The organism is Cryobacterium sp. SO1 (assembly GCF_004210215.2).
Lineage (GTDB): Bacteria > Actinomycetota > Actinomycetes > Actinomycetales > Microbacteriaceae > Cryobacterium.
In genome coordinates this window covers 1,455,018-1,472,790 of sequence record NZ_CP067394.1, presented here as the reverse complement: position 1 = coordinate 1,472,790, position 17,773 = coordinate 1,455,018, and the positions used below count along the sequence as shown (strand labels likewise).

General features: G+C 66.0%; 16 protein-coding genes and 1 pseudogene. 8 read left to right on the top strand and 9 right to left on the bottom strand.

Going from position 1 to position 17,773, the window contains the following annotated elements; all coding sequences use genetic code 11:
- Positions 1 to 26: 26 nt before the first annotated feature.
- Positions 27 to 1,067, bottom strand: a complete 1,041-nt coding sequence (locus tag BJQ95_RS06940; protein WP_130178591.1) for a zinc-binding dehydrogenase — start codon at positions 1,065 to 1,067, stop codon at positions 27 to 29.
- A gap of 104 nt (positions 1,068 to 1,171) precedes the next feature.
- Positions 1,172 to 1,543 (bottom strand): nuclear transport factor 2 family protein, encoded by a 372-nt coding sequence (locus BJQ95_RS06935; protein ID WP_130178478.1) that lies wholly within the window; start codon positions 1,541 to 1,543, stop codon positions 1,172 to 1,174.
- A 255-nt stretch (positions 1,544 to 1,798) separates the two neighbouring features.
- On the opposite strand from BJQ95_RS06935, the gene BJQ95_RS06930 reads away from it, so the two are divergent.
- Both BJQ95_RS06930 and BJQ95_RS06925 read left to right on the top strand, forming a co-directional pair.
- A complete protein-coding gene (locus BJQ95_RS06930; protein ID WP_130178479.1) occupies positions 1,799 to 2,515 on the top strand; it encodes a ThuA domain-containing protein in 717 nt (238 codons plus the stop codon).
- A complete protein-coding gene (locus BJQ95_RS06925) occupies positions 2,500 to 3,681 on the top strand; it encodes a Gfo/Idh/MocA family protein (protein ID WP_130178480.1) in 1,182 nt (393 codons plus the stop codon). Before BJQ95_RS06930 ends, BJQ95_RS06925 begins: the two co-directional genes overlap by 16 nt.
- Here BJQ95_RS06925 and BJQ95_RS06920 read toward each other — a convergent pair.
- Entirely contained in the window at positions 3,663 to 4,316 is a 654-nt protein-coding gene (locus BJQ95_RS06920) for a response regulator (protein ID WP_130178481.1), read from the bottom strand. The two genes, BJQ95_RS06925 and BJQ95_RS06920, sit on opposite strands and share 19 nt — an antisense overlap.
- Positions 4,313 to 5,986, bottom strand: coding sequence for a sensor histidine kinase (locus tag BJQ95_RS06915; RefSeq protein ID WP_240694847.1), 1,674 nt, complete (start codon positions 5,984 to 5,986; stop codon positions 4,313 to 4,315). Before BJQ95_RS06915 ends, BJQ95_RS06920 begins: the two co-directional genes overlap by 4 nt.
- A gap of 221 nt (positions 5,987 to 6,207) precedes the next feature.
- Between BJQ95_RS06915 and BJQ95_RS06910 the strand changes: the two genes are divergently transcribed.
- The gene (locus tag BJQ95_RS06910; protein WP_240694863.1) at positions 6,208 to 7,686 is read left to right on the top strand and encodes an SLC13 family permease; all 1,479 of its coding nucleotides are present in this window, start codon (positions 6,208 to 6,210) and stop codon (positions 7,684 to 7,686) included.
- 200 nt (positions 7,687 to 7,886) lie between these two features.
- Here BJQ95_RS06910 and BJQ95_RS06905 read toward each other — a convergent pair whose 3' ends face one another.
- Together BJQ95_RS06905 and BJQ95_RS06900 are read right to left on the bottom strand one after the other, a co-directional pair.
- A complete protein-coding gene (locus BJQ95_RS06905; protein ID WP_130178483.1) occupies positions 7,887 to 8,768 on the bottom strand; it encodes an ABC transporter permease subunit in 882 nt (293 codons plus the stop codon).
- Entirely contained in the window at positions 8,765 to 9,691 is a 927-nt protein-coding gene (locus BJQ95_RS06900; RefSeq protein WP_130178484.1) for an ABC transporter ATP-binding protein, read from the bottom strand. The genes BJQ95_RS06905 and BJQ95_RS06900 overlap by 4 nt, the downstream gene beginning before the upstream one ends.
- Positions 9,692 to 10,091: 400 nt before the next feature.
- On the opposite strand from BJQ95_RS06900, the gene BJQ95_RS06895 reads away from it, so the two are divergent.
- From BJQ95_RS06895 to pdxY, 3 genes are all read left to right on the top strand, one after another.
- Positions 10,092 to 11,687, top strand: a complete 1,596-nt coding sequence (locus BJQ95_RS06895; RefSeq protein WP_205750181.1) for an alpha/beta fold hydrolase — start codon at positions 10,092 to 10,094, stop codon at positions 11,685 to 11,687.
- Positions 11,688 to 11,885: 198 nt separating this feature from the next.
- On the top strand, positions 11,886 to 12,149 hold the full coding sequence (locus tag BJQ95_RS06890) for a hypothetical protein (RefSeq protein WP_130178485.1): 264 nt from the start codon (positions 11,886 to 11,888) through the stop codon (positions 12,147 to 12,149).
- A gap of 335 nt (positions 12,150 to 12,484) precedes the next feature.
- Entirely contained in the window at positions 12,485 to 13,336 is an 852-nt protein-coding gene (gene pdxY, locus BJQ95_RS06885; protein ID WP_130178486.1) for a pyridoxal kinase PdxY, read from the top strand.
- Positions 13,337 to 13,370: 34 nt separating this feature from the next.
- Here the strand turns inward: pdxY and BJQ95_RS06880 are convergent, their stop codons facing one another.
- The 3 genes from BJQ95_RS06880 to BJQ95_RS06870 all read right to left on the bottom strand — a co-directional run bounded on the left by BJQ95_RS06880 (position 13,371) and on the right by BJQ95_RS06870 (position 16,272).
- Positions 13,371 to 14,579: a hypothetical protein gene (locus tag BJQ95_RS06880; RefSeq protein ID WP_256041555.1), complete on the bottom strand. Its 1,209-nt coding sequence runs from the start codon at positions 14,577 to 14,579 to the stop codon at positions 13,371 to 13,373.
- 207 nt (positions 14,580 to 14,786) lie between these two features.
- Positions 14,787 to 15,506, bottom strand: coding sequence for a GPP34 family phosphoprotein (locus BJQ95_RS06875; protein WP_130178488.1), 720 nt, complete (start codon positions 15,504 to 15,506; stop codon positions 14,787 to 14,789).
- Complete coding sequence (locus tag BJQ95_RS06870) at positions 15,496 to 16,272, bottom strand: MerR family transcriptional regulator (protein WP_130178489.1); 777 nt, start codon at positions 16,270 to 16,272, stop codon at positions 15,496 to 15,498. The genes BJQ95_RS06875 and BJQ95_RS06870 overlap by 11 nt, the downstream gene beginning before the upstream one ends.
- A 239-nt stretch (positions 16,273 to 16,511) precedes the next feature.
- Here BJQ95_RS06870 and BJQ95_RS06865 point away from each other — a divergent pair, with 239 nt between their 5' ends.
- Positions 16,512 to 17,054, top strand: a complete 543-nt coding sequence (locus BJQ95_RS06865; RefSeq protein WP_240694848.1) for a small multidrug efflux protein — start codon at positions 16,512 to 16,514, stop codon at positions 17,052 to 17,054.
- Positions 17,055 to 17,283: 229 nt separating this feature from the next.
- A pseudogene (locus tag BJQ95_RS06860) lies at positions 17,284 to 17,580 on the top strand (transposase); the annotation flags it as partial.
- Positions 17,581 to 17,773 lie beyond the last annotated feature (193 nt).

The following is a 17,773-nucleotide window of genomic DNA, read 5'->3' as shown; positions in this document are numbered from 1 at the left end:
CAACCGGTGGCCACACCTGGGCGGGCTCAGCGCGGCAGGATGACGATCTTGCCGATGTGTCGTCGTGCGGAGAACTCCGTCTGGGCCTCCGCGATCTCGGTCAGAGCAAACGTGCTGCTGACCTGGGGGCGCACGTCCCCGCGGCGGGCCAACTCGACAAGACGTTGAAAATGAACACGGGTGTGCATCGAGGATCCGATCAGTTGCACATTGTGCAGATACAGACGTCGAAGGTCGAATTCGATCACCGGCCCCGCAACGGCACCGGCGATTACCCATCGACCGTTGTCCCGAAGCAGCGGCATCAGGGCCGAGACTCCCGGTCCGCCTGCGATGTCGGCAACAACGTCCAGCCCGGCGGGCGACGCGGCGGCAATCTCGGCATGGATGTCTGGTGAGTCCCGGTTGAAGACCCGAGCAGCCCCATTCGCGAGTACGGCATCCTCTTTGGAGCCACTCGTGATCGCCAGCACCCGCGCGCCTCGCGCCGCGGCCAGCTGCACCAGGGCGAGGCCCACTCCCCCGGATGCCCCTGTCACCAGCACGGTCTCGCCGCCCTGCACCTGCGCACGTTCGAGCATCCCGATCGCCGTGCCGAAGGCGACGGGCAGACACGCCAGCTGCTCGTCTGACAGCGGCGAGTCCTGCACGTCGTGGGCATGCGACGCGTCCACGGCCACGAACTGCGCGAACCCGCCGTCCGCCTCGCTTCCCAGGTACCCCACCGGTGACGCGTTGTCGTCCTCGGAGCCGTACAGGGCAGGGTCCACGAGCACCCGTCGACCCATCAGGTCTCCGGTCACACCGGCCCCCACCAGGGCGACGACACCGACGATGTCTCCTCCCTGGATTCGAGGAAAATCAAAGGTGCCCAGCCAGCCGGCCTGAGCTGCAGGATCCTCGGGCAATCCATAGGCGCCCTGACGGGTCCAAATGTCTGTGTTGTTCACCGCTGCCGCGGACACCTTCACCAGGACCTGGTTCTTCTGGGGCCGAGGACGCGGCCAGTCGTGGTGCAGTTCCAAGACTTCGGGGCCGCCGAATCTGGTCAATACGGCTGCTGTCATCACGTTTGTCATTGTTCCAGCCTGTCAGGGTGACAGGCGCTCCGACCACCAGGCTTCATCGTGGGAGGGTGCACAGACCGAGATCGAGAACGATCGAGCGGCCGTCAGCCGTCGATCTCGATCGTGTACGAGACGATCTCGGTGACGCGACCGTCGACGAAGTCGTAGATGTCGCAGGACGCCACTACCGATACGTCTCCGCCTGCCTCGGTGTACCGAGCGAGGCTGTCCACCACGACGCTGTCACCGCCGACGACCGTGCGAAAGCGTTGGAACTCGGTGGTCACCTCCACGAGGTCCTCGGCGCTCCGTCGGCAGAGCTTCTCGACGGCGTCCCGCCCGAGCACCGGCTCGTCACCGACGACGCTCCACACGATGTCGTCGGCGAGATGCGGCAAGGCTACCTCGAAGCGGTGGCTGGAGAACGCTTGCGCGACCTCCTCGGGGGTGGCCGTCTCGTCGAGAGTGAAGCTCATGTTCGTTGTCCTTTCCGATGCGTTCTCGTGTCGAGATCGTGCCGGTTATCTTGCCGACCCCGCCTTGGGCAGCACGGTAGCCGGGTCAGGGAGACAGAGCCAGCCCCGTGTCGTCGCTGGCTTCCTAGACGTCGGTACTCCGTTTGGCCGTTATAAACTGACTCCGAATTCCCAGTGACACTGGAACTTGCGCAGCTTCTACCGATGTGAACGTCGATACGAACGTCAGATCCGCCCAGCACACCAAGGACAACGATGACCAAAACGCCCCCAGCTGCCCCCGCAAGAAAAGCGCTCGTTGTCAGAGGAGGGTGGGATGGGCACCAGCCGGTCGAAGCGACCGAGCTGTTCATCCCGTTCCTGCTGGAGCACGGCTTTGAGGTGCGTGTTGAGGGGTCCACCGCCGTCTACGCCGATGAGGACTATCTGCGAACGGTCGACCTGATCGTCCAAGCGAACACCATGACCTCCATCGACGGGCCTGAATTCCTGGGCCTGCGCGCCGCCATTGAGAACGGCACCGGCCTCGCCGGGTGGCATGGGGGTATCGCCGACTCCTACCGGAACAACGCCGACTACCTGCAGCTGATCGGTGGCCAATTCGCCGCGCACCCCGGCAGACATCCGGACGAGCGTTCCGGCGAGCAGTCGGACAATTACGTCCCTCACCTCATCCAGATGACGGCAGCCGCGGCGGAGCACCCCATCACGCAGGGCATCAGAGATTTTGAACTGATCACCGAGCAGTACTGGGTGCTGCACGACGACTACAACGATGTTCTCGCCACCACCACTCAGGCAGTCCGCCCCTGGGATCCCTGGACCCGGCCCGTCACGTCCCCGGCAATCTGGACTCGTCAGTGGGGCGCAGGACGCATTTTCGTTTCGACCCCGGGCCACCGCGTCGAGATTCTCCAGGAAACCAACCTGAAGACCATCATCGAAAGGGGACTGCTGTGGGCATCCCGCTGAACGTCGGAATCGTCGGAGTCGGCAAGATCAGCGAGCAGTATCTTGCGAACTTCCCGACATTTCCCGGACTGCGCCTCGTCGCGGCGGCTGATCTCAACCAAGAGCGCGCCCGGCAGGTCGCAGAGGAGTTCGGCGTCCGAGTCCTCACCGTCGACGAGTTACTCACCGACCCCGAGGTCGACGCGGTGCTCAACCTGACCATCCCCGCAGCCCACGTCGAGATCAGCACCCGGGCCCTGCGCTCCGGCAAACACGTCTTCACGGAGAAGCCTCTCGGTCTCACGCCCGCAGAGGCACGACCCATGGTCGAGCTCGCCGAAGAGCTCGGCCTCCGCTTGGGCAGCGCGCCGGAGACGGTTCTCGGTACCGGCATCCAGACGGCCAGGCAGACACTCGATTCGGGCCTCATCGGCGAACCGATCGCCGCGCAGGTGCAGTGGACCGCTCCCGGCCACGAGCGATGGCATCCCGCGCCTGAGTTCTACTATCAGCCCGGCGGCGGCCCGCTGCTGGACATGGGCCCCTACTACCTCAGCGCGCTTGTGCACTTCTTCGGATCCGTCACCCGGGTGACCGGCATCGCCACCCGCTCTGCCCGTGTGCGCACGATCGAGTCCGGCCCCCGAGCCGGCACGCCACTACCGGTGTCGGTCGACACCCACGTCAGTGCCCTGCTCGAGCACGCCAACGGGGTCACGTCCACGGTCACCGTGAGCTTCGAGGTGTGGAAGAGCCGCGCGCCCAAGTTCGAGGTGTACGGCACGGAGGGCACCGTCACCGTGCCCGACCCGAACATGTTCTCGGATGTGGTCGAGGCCGCCGTTCGCGATCAGGACTGGAAGCGCATCCCCGACACCGCCGGCTACATCGACACCGGCCGCGGAGCCGGCCTCGCCGACATGGCCGAGGCGATCACCGAGAACCGCCCACACCGCGCATCCGGCCGCCTCGCGTTGCACGTCCTCGAGATCATGGACGCCATCCTGCGCTCCAGCCAGGAGAAGGCGGTCATCACGATCGACAGCACCGCGGATCGGCCCGAGATCGTGCCGTTGCGGACCACGACCGAGGCCGGGCCCACGGCTCACGCTGTCCCCGCACTCCTACCGGTCGAAGGATTCGCCACACCAGAAGACGGCGCGGCGAATCAGCGTCGAATGCTGTAGCGGTGCTCCGGGCGACCTGTTGATCCGTATCGGAGCGTCACGTCCACGTCACCGCGGGTGGCCAGGGCGGCGAGGTGCCGTTGCGCCGTCGCGCGCGACAACCCGGCGCGGTCGGCGATCAGGCTCGCCGACGTTTCACCGTCCTGGAGCAGGTCGATGAGCAGCTTCTCGGTCGTGGACCGCGACCCGGATACCACACCGTCCCGACCGTGCAGCACCCGCTGGGCCTTGTCGATGGTGTCCTGGTCGAGTTGGCGGTCCTCAGCGGCCAGGGTGCCGAATCGGCGATAGGCCTCCAGCCGGTCGCTGAGCCGGGCGGGTTCGAACGGTTTGACGAGGTAGTCCAGGGCGCCGGCGCGGAGCGCCCGTCGCACGGTGGCGCCGTCCGCAGCCGCACTGATCATGAACGCGTCGACGTCGATTTCGGCGACGAAGGCGATCCCGTCGCCGTCGGGTAGGTAGACATCGCAGAGCACTAGGTCGGGCCGCAGGTCGCGCACCGCCGCGCGTGCGGCCCGCACTCCTCGAACCGGCGCAAGGGCGGTGTAGCCGGGGCACCCGGCGACGATATCGCGATGCAGACCGCCGACGCGGAAGTCGTCGTCGACCACGAGCACGGTAATGGGGTCGGTCATCGTTCTTCTCCTTGTGCTGGACGGGACGGTGCCCGCATGACGCCGGGCAGACGTGCGCAGAACACGGCTCCGCTTCCGCCTGGGCGGCCGGCATCGGCCAGCCACACCTCTCCGCCCAGACGCGCCGCAATGTCGCGCACGAGCGGCAGTCCGATCCCTCGCCCGTGCACCGCATCCGGGTCCACGTCCGGTCGTTGCACGTCGCTGAAGACCTGTGCTTCGTCGGCCACGCCCCGCCCGGAGTCGGACACTGTCATGACGAGGGTGTCGCCGTCGTCAAGCAGTTCCACGTTCACCCATTGGGGCTCTGCGCCGTAGACGGCCGCGCTCACGGCATTGTCGACGAGGTTGGCGAGCACGGTGGCCACATCCGCCGGCGCGGAAACGATGCCGCGAACGAGGGAGTCGGGGCCCACCGTCAGGATCACGCCGCGCTCACCGGCCTGCTCAGCCTTGGCTTGCACGAGCGACAGCAGGAACGGCTCGGTCAGATGCTCACCCGCGAACGGGCCGCCGGGGGCGCGGGACGCGTCCAGCACGTCGTCGAGGTAGTCCCGGGCGTCGGGCACACGGCCCGCGTCCATCAGACCGGCCGTCACGTGCAGACGGTTCGCGAACTCATGCCGTTGCACCCGCAGTGCCTCGGTCATCGAGGCCACGGTTTCCAGGCGATCCGTGAGGGTGACGACGTCGGTGCGGTCGCGGATCACCGCGATCACGCCCAGGTCCCTATTCGCGCGCGACACCGGGTGGGTGTCGATGTAGACGATGTGGTCGGCGAGTACGACCGGATCGGCCGCATCCGCTGCCCGTCGCCCGGTCGACGGTTCGGTCGGTTCACCGGTCAGGGCCGCGATCACCGGGCCAGGCAGTACGAGGTCGTGGATGCGGCGTCCGACCAGGTCGGAGATCCCGAGCAGCCGCGCGGCCGTGGTGTTGGCGACGGTCACCACATCGTCCGGGCCGTAGGCGAGCACCCCGTCCCCGACGCCGTCGAGCACCGCCGCCTGGTTCTGCACGAGCGCCGAGAGCTCCTCGGGTTGCAGGCCGAGGGTGAGGCGCTCGAGGCGGCGACGGATGATGAACGACACGACGGCGCCCAGGGCGAGGGCCACCCCGGCAGCGAGCGCGACACCGCCCAGCAGCAGGGGAAGCTCCTGGAAAACGCTGCTCGGGGCGAAACCCACGCTCACCTCCCCCACCGGAACCGAGGTGTCGGGGTCGCGGACTGGAACCTTGGCGCGCGCCGAGGCGCCCAGGGTGCCCGATTCCCACGACACTGTCTCGCGTCCGGCCAGAGCCTTGGCGAACTCGGTGCTCACCACCGCGCCGAGCAGTTGCGGGTCCGGGTGCGCGAGCCGAATGCCGTGGTCGTCGGTGATCACGATGAAGAGCGCGCCGGTGTTCGCCTCCGCCGCGGCCGCGAGAACGGAGAGCGGTCCGCCGCGGAGACTCGCGTTCGTCGGCGTTCCGGCGTCGGACGACGCTTGGGCGACACCGGCGCGCACATCGGAGTCGGCGGCGACAGTGCGTGCGATCGACAGCGCCGAGGTCTCGGCCTCGGCGCGCAGCTGCTGCACCCCGATCCCGACGAACACGCCGGTGCAGATCGCGACGACGACGGTGACGCAGGCGAGCTGGAGCAGCAACATCTGCGTTGAGAACCGCATCGTCCGCCTCCTTGCGGCGCATCGAGCAGAATGCGCACAAGTAACGATATGCGCAATACGTGCGGCAAAGCGAGATACCGGAGGCGGCGGGTGCGGCCTGTCTAGGCTTCACACTCATCGTCATCCGCTTCGGCGGACACCTCGAGCGGGGTTACCCGACTCGGCCGCACCATCCAGACATAGACAAAGGAGTCGATGTGCTCGTCATACTCGGATTCACCATGATCCTCACCTTCATGGTGCTCATCATGACCAGGCGGCTCACGCCGATGGTTGCCCTGATCCTCGTTCCCACGATCTTCGGGCTCTTCGCCGGCGCCGGTCTGGGTCTCGGCGACATGATCCTCGAGTCGATCGGCGATCTCGCCCCGACGGCGGCGCTGCTCATGTTCGCGATCATGTTCTTCGGCATCATGATCGATGTCGGGCTGTTCGATCCCCTCATCCGGTTCATCACCCGCTTCCTCGGCAACGACCCGGCCAAGGTGGTTCTGGGCACGGCGATCCTGGCCGGTGCGGTGTCGCTCGACGGCGACGGGTCCACAACCTTCATCATCACCACGTCGGCGATGCTGCCGATCTACCTGCGCCTGGGCATGAGCCCGGTGGTGCTCACCTGCGTGGCCGGTCTGATGAACGGCACTCTCAACATCGTGCCGTGGGGTGGCCCTACCGTGCGGGCCGCATCGGCGCTCGGGGTTTCGCCGACCGACATCTTCGTGCCGATGCTGCCCTCGCTGGCGGCGGGCATCATCATTGCGCTGGCGTTCGCTTGGTTCCTCGGGCTGAGCGAGCGCAAGCGCATCGGCTCCCTTGAGCACTCCCCCGCCGCCCAGGCGGATGCCGCACCGTCGGCGACGCAAAGCTTCGCGCGCAAGCTCTTCGGCGGCAACCGCATCGTGCGCGGCACGGATGTGCGGCCGGGAGCCGCTGCGACCCTCTCCACCACCGGAATCCTCACGGTGCACCCGGGCCAGCGGATGCCGGCAGGGCAAACGACCCTGGCCGAGCAGCTGGTGCTGGAGGACGAGCGGGACACCGCGATGGCCGACACCATGCTCAGCGCGGACCGGCCGACACTGCGGCCCAAGCTGATCTGGGTGAACCTGGCGCTGACCGTCGCCGTGATGGTGCTGCTGGTGTTGGATGTCATGCCGCTGGCCTACATCTTCATGGTCGGCACCGCGCTGGCGCTGGTGATCAACTTCCCGAAGCTCCGCAGTCAGGCCGACGAGATCGTCGCGCACGCGCCCAGTATCGTCGGCGTCGTCTCGATGGTGCTGGCCGCCGGCGTTCTGGTCGGCGTGTTGAACGGCACCGGCATGGTCACTGCCATGGCGGACTGGGTCGTACAGGTCGTGCCGGCCTCGATGGGTGAGTACCTGGCGGTCATCACCGGGGTGCTGTCCATCCCGATGACCTTCTTCATGTCCAACGACGCGTTCTACTTCGGCATCCTGCCCGTGCTCGCCGAGAGCGCGGCGACCTACGGCATCGACCCGGTGGAGATGGCCCGCGCCTCGATCATCGGCCAGCCCGTGCACCTGCAGAGCCCGCTGGTGCCGGCGATTCTGCTGCTCGTCTCCCTCGCCGGAGTCAACCTCGGCGACCACCACAAGAAGGTCCTCTGGCGCGCCTGCGTGGTCTCGCTGGTGATGCTGTTCGTCGGCGTGCTGGTCGGCTCCGTCCCGTTCGGCTAGCTGGATGCAGGACCGACGAAGCTGCCGGTCTCCGTTGCCTCACGCCCCAAGTCCCGGAAAACCCTGAGGTTTCCGGGACTTCGTGGTCTACGCCCCCTACGGCTGGATGACGATCTTGCCGATGTGCCGACGCTTTGAGAACTCCGGCTGGGCCTTCCGCGATCTCGGTCAGAGCGAACGTGCTGATTTGGGTCACGGCGTCATGCATCGCGGCGCTTGAGAAGCGTCGCGGCGACGGCGAGCAGCGCGATCACCCATGCGAGGAGCAGGAGTCCCGCCTGCCAGGGTTCAAACGCCCAGAGGCCTGGCGTCGGTTGCAGCGGGGGCGCGTCGGGAGCGATGAACGCCCACTGGCCGGGGTGCTTGAAGAGCGCTTCTCCCAACTCTGTCGGCAGCAGGCTCCCAACGTTCTGAATCCACCTATCCGACGAGCCCTTGATCAGCAAGCTCGCCGCGATCGGCGCCGCGAACAACAGTCCGAGCGTCACCGCAATGCCACCCGTTGTGCTGCGGAGGATCGCACCGATCGCGAACCCGATGAGACCAGCGAGCACAAGGTACAGCACAACGCCCAGCTGCGCCCGCCAGTAGTACGCGTCGCCCAGGTCGATGTCAATACCCCTTTCTGCCAGCACAGCGACCGAGAGCAGGGCAGTGATCACGATGGCGATGGCGCTCACCGCGAACGTCACCGCAGCAAAGACGATCGCTTTGCCGAGCAGGGCGGGCACGCGCTTGGGAACGGACGTCAGCGTCGTGCCGATCATTCCCGATCCGTATTCACCGGCCATGAACAGCACGGCGAGAACGCTCACGATCAGGCCGGTGAAGTCGGTACTCACAGCGCTCGCATACACCCCCAAGGCCTGCACGGCTTCGCGGGTAGGTTCGACGTCCTCGCTGCCGAAGCCGAGCGAGGACGCCACCTGCGCTCCCAAACCGACGGTGATCGCGAGCAGCATCCCGTACAGCCACCAGGTCGAGCGGATGCTGCGAAGCTTCACCCATTCCGACCACAGGATGCCGCCGAACCAAAGATTGTGGCCCGCTGGCGTGAATGCCTTCGTGGTGGTCGTGCTCATCGGTTCTCCCCCGCATGGGTCGGTGTCGTCTGGTATTCGACCTCGTCGCGGGTCAGTGCCATGTAGGCGTCTTCGAGGGAACCCGCGATCGGGGTGAGCTCGTAGACGAGGACTCCCGCCGCGGCAGCCAGCGCGGCGATCCGCGGTGAAGCGAGGCCCCTGACCGAGAGCAGGTCGGGCTCGGCGAGCGTCACGGAGGCGCCCTCGGATTCGAGGATCGTGGCGAGGCGCGTCGCCCCGGGCGAGCGCACCTTCACCCTGTCGCCTCCGGCCTGCGCGAGAATGTCGCCCACCGGGGCATCCGCGACGATCCGCCCCCGCCCGAGAACGATGATGTGGTCGGCGGTCTGCGCCATCTCGCTCATCAGATGCGAGGAGAGGAACACGGTGCGCCCCTCGGCAGCGAGGCCGCGAAGGAACACCCGCACCCAGGCGACGCCCTCGGGGTCGAGACCGTTCACCGGTTCGTCGAGGATGAGGGTGGCCGGGTCGCCCAGCAGCGCCACCGCGAGGCCGAGTCGCTGGCCCATGCCGAGCGAGAAGCCGCCCACGCGCTTGCGCGCCACGGATTCCAGACCGGTGATGCCGATGACCTCGTCGACCCGGTCCTTGGCGATGCGATGGGTCGCCGCGATCGCGAGCAGGTGGTTGCGGGCGCTTCGGCCTCCGTGCACCGCTTTGGCGTCGAGCAGAGCCCCGACCTGGTGCCGCGGCGCCCGGTGCTCGGCGTACGGTTTGCCGTTCACCGTCACCGACCCACCGGAGGGCCGGTCGAGCCCGACGATCATCCGCATCGTCGTCGATTTACCCGCACCGTTAGGCCCAAGGAAACCCGTCACCACACCCGGACGCGCGGTGAAATCGATCGCATCGACGGCGGTCTTCGCGCCATAACGCTTGGTCAGAGAGTGGGCTTCAATCAAAAGAGGTACTCCGTGTCCTTGTGCTTCAGAATCGGCAGGTCAAATGGCCTCCCGTCAGTTGCCGACCAACGCCGACGATGTTCTCGAGTGAACTCCATGTGCCTAGGACACAGTCAAACCCGCCAGCTCTGTGGAAGCAGTCGCTTGACCCTGTGCCTTGGACAGGGTCTTTCATAAAGAAGCACGTCAATGGCAAGTAGCCATCACTGAAGCACGACAGTCGTCGTCACCCCTGCCGGCTCTTCGTGCCGCAGAACCGCGACCCGATCAGCTCACAGTAGAGCCTCAATTCAAGGAGCACCATGACCGTGTACCGCCCAGAGCAAATCGACCCCGCAGCGCTCGCCCTCCCGCCCACAGAGAGCATTGACATCACCACCGACCAGAACGGACCCAGACAGTGAAGGATCTCGCCAACCAAGAATGGAGTCGCCACAAGGACTCCTCCCGCAACCGATGGATGACGGCGGCAGTTGCCTCCGCGGCGGCGGTCTCCCTCTTGTTCCTTGCGGGCTGTACCGCCCCGACCGATGACGAAAGCGCGAGTGGCGCAGGTCTCCAGCAGTTCATGGAGCAGGACCTCGAATTCGGGGCGTGCGACCCCATGATTGTGGACGACCAGCCACCAGTGCCCACGGTCATCGAGACAGCGGAAAGGGCGGATTGTGCCACGCTGGAGGTTCCACTCGACTATGAAAACCCCGGCGGCGAAAAGATCCAGCTCGCGCTGTCGCGCATCGCTGCCACTGGCAGTAGCAGTGACCGGGTGGGTTCCGTCGTGGTCAATCCGGGCGGACCCGGGTTCCCGTCGACGACTTTCGCACCCATTGTCGCTACTCTGTGGGCTGACGGACCCATCGCCGAGAACTTTGACGTGGTTGGTTTCGACCCGCGTGGGGTTGGGCTGTCCAGCCCCTCAGTGGACTGCTACACGGACGAAGAGCGCGACGGCAACGAGCCCATCTCTGCTTTGGGCACGTGGACGGAAGAGACCACACGAGCGATCGTCGAAAAGTGCGCTGAGGGTTCGGGGGGCGAAGAGATGCTCGCGCATCTGGGAACCCGGGATGTCGCACGGGACATGGACATTCTTCGCTCCGCGCTCGGCGACGACAAGCTCACCTACGCGGGCCTCAGCTACGGCTCGCGCCTCGGCACTGTGTACGCCGAGATGTTCCCCGACAAGGTCCGCGCGCTCGTTCTCGACGGCGCCGTCGACCCGCTCCAAGACACTCAGGGACGCCAGACACAACAAGCCGCCGGCGTACAAGCCGCCTTCGACCGTTTCGCGGAGTTCTGTGCAACGCAGGACCCGTGCCCCGTCGGGACCGACCCCGCACAGGCATCCGCTGCGGTGCAGGGGCTTCTGCAGCCGCTCGTCCAGGAGCCGCTCCTGGCAGCCGACGGTCGTGAGCTGACCTTCCTCGCCGCGGCCGACGGAATCCTCTCCGGACTGTATTCGGAGAGCCTCTGGCCTGGCATCGCCAACGGCCTGACCGAGCTGCAAGCAGGCCGGCCGGATGCGCTTCTCGCGCTGAGAGACGGCCTCCACGGTCGCTCCGCGACCGGTGGTTACACCAACAGCTTTGAAGCGACATTCGCGATCAACTGCGTAGACGAGGAACGCCTCACGGAGAAGGAGATGAGCGACCTCGGCAACGAGATGAACGAAGTAGCACCGTTCCTCGACTCGGGAACCGACCCTGCGTCACTGAACGGATGCGCGGAGTGGCCCGGCGAATCCACGCTCGGTTTCCCCTACGCCACGGACATCGAGGGACTTCCCCAGGTACTCGTGACCTCCGCCATCGGAGATCCGGTAACGCCTCATGACGGCGGGATCAGCCTCGCTGAGACCCTCGGCGCTCGACTGTTGACCGTCGATGCCAACGAGCACGGCACGATCGCCTCCGGCATCGACTGCGTAGACGAGGTCGTGGCCAACTACCTGGTCAACCTCGAGCTTCCTGAGGAAGGGGCGCGCTGCTCGCCGTAACAACGTCGTGCATTTCGACCCCGCCGTCCTCGTTCCCAACGAGAGCGGCGGGGTCGTCGCGTTGATGCGATGGCGCAGTCGCTGCCCGGGTGTCAACGTTCCGGCCAGGCAAGCTGACTCGCGACCATCATCAGCGCCGACCGGCCGACGCTGCGGCCCAAGCTGATCTGGGTAAACCTGGCGCTCACCGTCGCCGTGATGGCGCTGCTGGTGCTGGACGTCATGCCGCTGGCCTACATCTTCATGGCCTGCGTGGTCTCGCTGGTGATGCTGTTCGTCGGCGTGCTGGTCTGCTCCGTCCCGTTCGGATCACCGCGGGCAAACCGTTCCGCCCTCGCGCCGCGCACTGACACTGCCCAGGGTCTCCTTGAGGTTGACCACGACCGCGCTGAGCGGCGGGCGGGTATCGTGGCCCCATGGCAAAGTCGGGGATTGCGAAACCAGGACTGGCACGTCGGATAGTCGGTAGGCCCCGACTCTGGGTGGGGATTGTCTGGTGCTGCGTCGGACTGGCATGGGTCCTCGTTGCGGTGGTGGAAGGGCCCAACGTAGCGAGGGTGTCCCTCGGAGCAATTTGGCTCGCGCTTGGAGCGCTCCAGGGCGTGGTTGCTCTGCGTGATCGCCGGAACGGGCGGGGGTTCTATCAAGTCCCGGCTCCGGCCCGACCCCTGGCCGAGGAGCGCGAGCACGACTGAGCCAGCGGGCTATACCGGACGGACGAAAGGTGGATAGCGCACCCCGTCGACGATCATGCTTGTGGAGAAACTGGTGGCAGAGAAGGGAGGAAGATTGATCTCGTGAAGATTCTCTCGATTCAGTCGGCCGTCGCTCACGGCCATGTTGGCAACTCGGCGGCCGTGTTCCCCCTCCAGCGCATCGGGGTCGAGGTGCTGCCGGTCAACACGGTCAACTTCTCCAACCACACGGGCTATGGCGCGTGGCGCGGATCCCTCATCACCCCCGAGGATGTGCACGATGTGATCCTCGGCATCGAGGAACGTGGCGTGCTCCCCCAGATCGACGTTGTGCTCTCGGGATACCAGGGCGGCACCGGCATCGGCGACGTCATCGTGGATGCGGTGCGGCGGGTGAAGGCGGCGAACCCTTCGGCCATCTACGCGTGTGACCCCGTGATGGGCAACGCCAAGTCCGGGTGCTTCGTGGCGCCGGAGATCCCCCATCTGCTGCGGGATCGCGTGGTGCCCGTTGCCGACATCATCACGCCGAACCAGTTCGAGTTGGGCTTCCTCACCGGCACCGAGCCGACGACACTGGATTCGACACTCGACTCTGTCGGCCTCGCCCAGGCGATGGGACCGGGCACCGTGCTCGTGACCAGTGTGGAACGCCCCGACCGCGACCCCGACACCATCGAGATGCTCGCAGTGGATGCTGCGGGCGCGTGGATCGTGCAGACTCCCCATCTGCCTTTCAAAGCGAACGGCTCGGGCGACGTCACCGCCGCGCTCTTCTCGGCGCACTACCGCGCGACAGGTGACGCTGCGGTGGCGTTGGAACGGACCGCGTCCAGCGTGTTCGATCTCATCGAACTGACGTATCAGTCGGGTGAGCGAGAGCTGCAACTCGTGCAGGCTCAGAGCTCCTACGCTCACCCGCGCATGCAGTTCACCGCCCAGCGGGTGCGCTAACGGTGTGAGGCCACGAGAACGGCCACAACTCGACTCATGATGCGCAGCCCTGGCGTTGTTTGCGCACTGCCGAGTCATCAGCGAAGTCTCGCCGAATCGCCGCCGCACTGCGGATGAACAGGTTGATCCAGGTCAGGATGAGGGACCCCGCTACCAGTTCAACGGCGGTCAGCGTGTAATAGCCGACACCGAACAGCACAAAGAGCACGGCGAGGATGCCGATGCCCATCCGTCCGAGCATGACGAAAGCGGTCGGCATCGTGGGAATCCAACGCGGCAGCAGAACGACGAGCACCCCGAAAACGACGGCAATGCCGACCGCGAAAGCGGTATGCAGCCAATAAAACGAATCGGCCGGCAACGCCCCGACGAGCGCTAGCAAGATCCCGATGACAACGAGGCTCAGCCGCACGCGGGCGATACCGTGCTCGTGAGTGGTCGGGATTCCGAGTGGGGCACGCCGCCCAAGCGTGGTGATGATGAGCCCGGCCACAATCAGCGTCAGATTGAACGTCAGAGCGGACGCGTCGCCGGTCACGCCGAGGGCGCTGAAATCAGCGTTCCACCACTGCGGGTCGCTCGCCGCCAGCATGCTGGCCACAACCCCTTCGACGAAAAAGAGCACAAGCACCCGGGCCATTAGTGCCGGCCGCATACGTACAGCGGACTGGAACACGATGTAGGCGGTGATAGCGCCCATCGCCCCCGCCAAGATCACTCCAGGTATCCCGAAAATCACGGCGCCGATCAGAGCTCGGTCGAGGATCTCGACCGCCAGCGCCCAGGTCAGCAGTGCGATCACAGAGTGGGCCACGGCCAGCGCCACGACATCGAGCACGTTCAAGACTCGTCGGGCGCCGCGTGGGCGCGGCACGATCCAGCGGCCTGCGGCGAACGCGACGATGGCAACGAAGGCAGAGGCTATGGCGCCGTGCTGCCCGATCGATGCCTCCCCCGCGATCGGCAACGACTGCAACCGGAAGACCACGAGTGTGATGACGGATACGACCGCCAGAGCGATCACGCCGGCCCCGAGAGACAGGGACTCTCGCGCTCGTTCGCTTGAGGAATCGATACCGTCGATGACGGCAGCCCACCATGATCGCATCGGCACGTCAATGACCATGACGGCTCCGCCGAGGCAACGGTTGCTTCGCCACCGGTTTGTCCATTTCTGTGTGCCCTTCGCTGTCAACAATCTGTCGATAGATAAGTCAACGCCATGTCCTAGGGACAGGGTCAAGGCCAAGAGTCTGTCGACCCTGTGCAGGGAACACATCGTCGTGCATTTCGCACCCCGCCGTCCTCGTTCCCAACGAGAGCGGCGGGGTCGTCGCGTTGATGCGATGGCGCAGTCGCTGCCCGGGTGTCAACGTTCCGGCGTCGCTGATCCTCAAGCGGTCGTCAGGCCGGCCAACCGGACGCCCCAACGTGCCTCGTCCCGCGCTCTCTACCCGCGCGGCAGGTTCATTGCGGCGGCTATCGAAGCCGCGACGACCGCCGCCATTGTGCGCGTGACCGCATCCGCGGCAGCGGATGCGCCCCAATCGCCCTGCTCGATGGCCTTGGCCCGCGTGTACACGGCGCCGCTCCAGGGGATCTCGCGATAGAACTGAGGGAGCGTGCCGCTCGCCGAGATGAGGGCGATACTGGCGGCGATACGCGGAACTGGTGTGTCGCCGTCGATGAGTGCCGCCCGGACTTGAGCGATCAGTCCCGCTCGGCGCCGACTCGCGAGGGTGAGCTTGGTGGACGGGAAGATGCCAAGCGTCTTGCCCTTCTTGCGGTTGACGTCGCCTCGTTCCACGAGCCGATCAAGCACTGGCTGGCGCAGGTAGGGTCCGATCGCTGCGAGCACGGTCTGCGCGTCGCGTGGCTTCTCCGCTATGTACGACAAGGCAGACTCAAGTACCTCGTCGGAGGTGGCAGCGTCGTCGACGGCGTGCACCCGGTTGGAAAACAAGCTGTGTCTGCGCACCTCCACTAATTCCTGAAGCGCGAGCTCAGCGAGCACCGCGCCACCCAACACGTAGAACAGAATGTTCTCGCCCGCGATGGTGCCAGATTCAGGCTGGAACAGGAGGAGGAGCACGTCCTCGAAGAGCAAGGCCTCATCGTTCAACCGCGCGGTCTCGCCTCCCCCGGAGGGGAAGCCGAGATCATCGGTCATCGTGGTTTCCACGATCGATCGTCTTCGACGTGGGGTTACTGCTCTCGGCGGCCAGCTCGGCCGCGATGACGCTTGCACGTGCGAGGACGTCCAGCTGGGATGTGCTGTACAGTTCCACGGCGGTCTCGAGAAGAGTCTCCTGCGTGACCCGCGAACCCTTGGGCTGATGCGCCTTCGGGTCGGTCAGCCATCCGTAGTCGGCGATGTGTTGAGCGAGTTGCGGGGCAAGCGCCTCGGCGAGTTGCTGCCGGGTGGCGTCATCGGCGTCGGGAGGCAGCGAATCGAATTCGACGCCGGCATCCTCCGATTCTGACTCGACCATCTTCTTCATGTCGGCCATCGCGGACTCGTCGTAGAGCTGCGACATCACGAGCATGAGGGCACGCTCCGAGCTGGACAACCGGCCGGCGAGGTGTTCGAAGCCCGACGGCACATCGGTGGCCGTGGTCCCCTCCAGGATCGCCCGGATCTCGGCGCGAGCACGCGTGAGTCGATTGATGCTCACGGTCAGGTCAGCGTCAACCGCCAGCAGGGCCGTCGCCGGTGTCTCTCCGCCGAAATCCATCGACTCGATCTGCGCGAGCGGCACGTCAAGGTCGCGGAGCCGACGGATCTGCAGCAGCCTCACAAGATGGCGGGCGCCGTACTGTTTGTACCCGTTGGACGTCCGCTCAGGATGCTCGAGCAGCCCGGACTGGTGGTAATGACGGACCGTGTTCACCGTCGTTCCGGCGAGGTCTGCCACCTCGCGTGTGCTCCACGCCATCACAGACTCCATTCGTTTGCCAGCGGCCGGGAACGCCGTCTGGGCTTGTTCTAACCATTGAAAACGATGTGCCCACCACAGTGTCAAGCGCAACCGGCGGCATTGAGGCCGCTTGACCCTGTGGCGCCCACACAGTCTTGACTATACGAGTCTCACGCCGTCGACCGAACGGTCGGCCTCGGATCGGGACACATTGAGAAAGGTTTGACATGGACACCCCCTACGAATGGTTGCGGAGCGTGATCGAGCAGGTGCCCGACATCCTCCAACCGTTGATCGTCGCTGTTGCCGGCGCGATCCCATATGTCGAGGGCGAGGGCGCGACCGCCTTTGGAATCATCGCGGGAATCAACCCCATCGTCGCCGCAGTCGCCGGCGCGACCGGCAACATCCTCTGCGTCTTTGGCGTGGTGTTCTTGGGGTCGCGTATCCGAGAGCGCGTCGTCGCTCGGCGTGCGGTCAAGCCGGTGTTGGTTGGTGCGGGTGGGCTTGAGCTGCCCGTGGACGACGCCGCTGCTGTCTCCGACGCCACATCCGACGCGAAGCCGACCAGTCGTTCGAAGGGCCGGGCGCGCCTGCGTCGCTGGATGCTCCGGTTCGGGGTCCCCGGCGCGAGCATCCTCGCCCCTCTTGCTCTGCCGACGATGCTGACCGCCGCGTTTTTCGTTGGTTCAGGCGTCCCGAAGATGTGGGTCATGCTGTGGCAGATCATCGCGATCGTCCTGTGGACGACCGCCATCGCGGTCGCAGCGTCCGGCGCACTCGCGCTCCTCGGATGGTGAGGATCGGACCATGAGATCTGTCGGCCGCGCCAGTCTTGACGACACATCGTCAAGACTGGCGCCTCCGACGATCCTGACCGTTCGTCGCCGGCCAGCCCGCGACCATCGGAGCTCTGCGGCTTCGACAACGATGTCGTCGGCCAGATCACGGCCACGAGCAACCTCATCCGCGGACTGCTCACCCAGATCCACCCAGCGTTGGAGCGGGTCCTGGTCCTGGGCCCGCACGCCGGTAACCCGCCGCTCGGGCAGTTCCATCCGCGGCGAGCATCCGTCCCGACGCGGGAACAAGATCCTCAAACGAGCCCTGTTCCTCTCGGCCTTGGCTGCGCTCCGCGACCCGCTCTCACGCGCCTACTACGACCGCAAAATCGCCCAAGGCAAACGCCACAACCAGGCCCTCGTCGCCCTCGCCAGACGACGCTGCGACGTCCTCTACGCCATGCTCCGCGACCGCCCCCTGTTCGGGGGCGACCAGTCCGACTGCTGCGGTGCTGATGCCCATGAGCACCGCGGAGCCCAGTAGGTAGATCCCGACGCGGCGGAAGTCGAATCGACGCGGAGCGGATCGCCGCCCTCGATGAGACCCGCCAGCAGTGATGGACTCTCATCGCGCCATCCGGATGTGTGTGTGTGTCAAATGGTCGGCTGGGATCGAGCGAAGACCGGGCCTGCGGCCGGCGAGGAAAGCTGACACCGTGTTATCGGGACACTGTCAA